Source organism: Spirosoma flavum, assembly GCF_042686045.1.
GTDB lineage: Bacteria > Bacteroidota > Bacteroidia > Cytophagales > Spirosomataceae > Spirosoma > Spirosoma flavum.
In genome coordinates this window covers 1-1018 of record NZ_JBHUOM010000055.1, presented here as the reverse complement: position 1 = coordinate 1018, position 1018 = coordinate 1, and the positions used below count along the sequence as shown (strand labels likewise).

3 protein-coding genes are annotated in these 1018 nt (G+C 54.8%); all 3 read right to left on the bottom strand.

Annotated elements, in window-relative coordinates:
* Nucleotides 1-332, bottom strand: a 332-nt coding sequence (locus tag ACFS25_RS31550; RefSeq protein ID WP_381509170.1) for a transposase, incomplete at its 3' end; no start/stop codon positions are given.
* Nucleotides 333-462: 130 nt separating this feature from the next.
* A complete protein-coding gene (locus ACFS25_RS31545; RefSeq protein WP_381509168.1) occupies nucleotides 463-657 on the bottom strand; it encodes a hypothetical protein in 195 nt (64 codons plus the stop codon).
* Between the two features lie 19 nt (nucleotides 658-676).
* The gene (locus ACFS25_RS31540) at nucleotides 677-832 is read right to left on the bottom strand and encodes a hypothetical protein (protein ID WP_381509166.1); all 156 of its coding nucleotides are present in this window, start codon (nucleotides 830-832) and stop codon (nucleotides 677-679) included.
* Between the last annotated feature and the right edge of the window lie 186 nt (nucleotides 833-1018).

The window sequence follows — 1018 nt, the reverse complement described above, 5'->3', positions numbered from 1 at the left end:
TATGCTATTGCCGCCACATACATCACTTTGGCTGCCGCTTCCCGGCTCCGGGTATTGATTTGACGCAAGCCGTAGTAGTTGATCAGACTGCCTAAGACGGGCTCCACCGTTGCCGACCGGATTCGCATCATACGTTTGCCCAACCGGCTCGACAACCGCTTCACCATTCGCTCGTATTGGGCTTTGTAGGCGGTATGATGCAATCGCTTTTCACTGGCTTTCGTGCCCTTACACGGCTCACGGAGGGGACAATTCTTGCAATCGGTGGCCTTAGCCAGGTAGCGTTTTTTGGGGTTCCCCTGCTTATCAACCAGCAACTTGTCAAAGGCCAAACGCTTCCCTTGACTACACGTGTAGCTGTCGCTCGTGGTATCGTAATGAAAGCCAGGCCGCTCGTCCTTGTACTTGCTATGGGGTGAAACGAATCCAGTTAACCCTCTGATTTCAAGCTGTTCATAATTCTCACCGGAACTGTATCCGCACCGGCGGCCCGGCGGCGTCAGCCACTACATTACTTATGGCCACGCCAAACCCCTTCAAACGGTCCCGCGTCGTGTCAACAATGGGCAACAGGTTGCGGCTATCACGCCGGTCGGCCGAATTTACCTGAATATGGGTAATCACGTGCTGAGACGCATCAACGCTTACGCTCGCCATATACGCCAATTGGCGGGGCTTACCCCCGGGCCGCCGGTGCGGTTTTGAACGCAATGCGGGCATCGGGGTCGGTGGGACTATAATGAGTGAGATTGCTCAGGAGTTGGCCGGATTTGTTAGGAGCGGCCTTCTTGATGTTAGCCTGAAAGCGGTGAATGTGCTGCAAGCGATCCACAGATGCCGTTAGTCGAGGGGCAGTTCGTTTACCTAATGTGGGTGTTGTCTTCGAAGACCAGATGGCAGGCTTTCGCTTCAGCCGACTCATTGACGCATTGGCTTTGATATAGGCAGAGCGGTCCGCCGCCGCGGTCGATCACCTGGGTATGGCCACTCACCAATCCTTTGTGGATGCATAAGCCAA

Excerpts from the sequence above, each read along its gene's own strand:
- ACFS25_RS31545 (WP_381509168.1), bottom strand. The coding sequence starts at position 657 with ATGGCGAGCGTAAGCGTTGATGCGTCTCAGCACGTGATTACCCATATT.